At 46.2% G+C, this 1,399-nt stretch carries 3 protein-coding genes; all 3 read left to right on the forward strand.

Annotated features, from left to right (window positions below):
* A partial coding sequence (locus CVN76_RS09705; RefSeq protein WP_157805622.1) for a transporter substrate-binding domain-containing protein occupies positions 1 to 424 on the forward strand: 424 nt, incomplete at its 5' end.
* Between the two features lie 26 nt (positions 425 to 450).
* The gene (locus tag CVN76_RS09710; RefSeq protein ID WP_061141380.1) at positions 451 to 1,116 is read left to right on the forward strand and encodes an amino acid ABC transporter permease; all 666 of its coding nucleotides are present in this window, start codon (positions 451 to 453) and stop codon (positions 1,114 to 1,116) included.
* 11 nt (positions 1,117 to 1,127) lie between these two features.
* A partial coding sequence (locus CVN76_RS09715) for an ATP-binding cassette domain-containing protein (protein ID WP_157805623.1) occupies positions 1,128 to 1,399 on the forward strand: 272 nt, incomplete at its 3' end.

A 1,399-nucleotide genomic window follows, 5' to 3' on the forward strand; every position in this document is an offset into this window, starting at 1 on the left:
CTATTATTACTCGGGGCCCCAAATCTTCGTCAGGTCCGATAGCGATATTAAAACGGTTGATGATTTAAAGGGAAAGGAAGTTGCGGCTTCGAAAGGCTCTACATATGCAACCACTGCAGAAAAATATACAAATCATGTAAAAACGTATGACAGTGATATCACCGCGCTTAAAGCGTTGAGCGAAGGACGTCATGATGCCGTCATCACCGACTTCGTCACCGGCAAGGAAGCAGCCAAGGAAGGTTTCGATGTCAAGGGCCGGCAATTGATCGAACGCAGCGAGCAGGCGGTCGTCCTGCCAAGCGACAATCCCCAGCTGCTTAAACGCATCAACGAGGCGCTAGAGAACCTCCGGGAAGACGGAACGCTTGCGAAAATCAGCAAAAAGTACTTTGGTGAGGACATCACTACTAAGCCTGAATAAAGAATGATAGAAAGGGAGTCATTACATTGCCAAGTTTTTCACATTTTTTCGATACATTATTTAGCTCGTCGGACGTGTTCATCCGTGCCATGCTCCTCACATTGGAACTGACGGTAGTCTCCATTATTGTAGGGATCGTCATCGGTTTGCTTTTTGCACTTTTAAAAATTTCCAATATAAAGGTCCTTGCCTGGATTTCTGATGCTTATGTATTCCTCGTACGGGGTACACCGCTGATCGTCCAAATCTTCATCCTCTACTTCGGTATCAGCAATCTCTTCTTATTGCCGGACTTCTGGGCGGCGTCTCTTGCCCTCGCCTTCCATAACGGAGCTTATATCTCCGAAATATTGCGAGGTACGATTCAATCGATCGATAAAGGCCAAATGGAAGCCGGACGTTCCCTTGGAATGAGCAATTCACTCGCATTGAGGAGAATCATCCTGCCACAGGCCTTCCGCCGCGCATTGCCGCCGCTAGGCAACCAATTCATCATCGGACTGAAGGATTCTTCTCTAGCAGCCTTCATCTCCATGAATGAGCTGTTTAACGTAGCCACTACACTCGGCTCGAATAACTTCGATGAGATGACGTATTTATTGATTGTAGCGGTCTACTACTTGATTCTTGTGGCATTCCTGACCATTGTCGTCAATTTATTCGAAAAGAAACTGTCCATCAGTGATCGATAGGGGGAATTGAAATGGAACAAAAAGAAATGATTCGCATCAGGAATTTAAATAAATCTTACGGGGATTTGCATGTACTGAAAGATATTGATATGAAGGTATTGGATAGCGATGTGGTATGTCTGATCGGGCCAAGTGGTTCCGGTAAAAGCACCCTGCTTCGCTGCTTGAATTACTTGGAGAAGAAAGACAGCGGGCAAATCCTCATTGAGGGGACCGAGGTCAAGCCAGGCACCCATGATATCAATGAAATCCGCGCGAAGGTAGGAATGGACTTCCAGCATTT

This window comes from Bacillus sp. mrc49, from assembly GCF_002803435.1.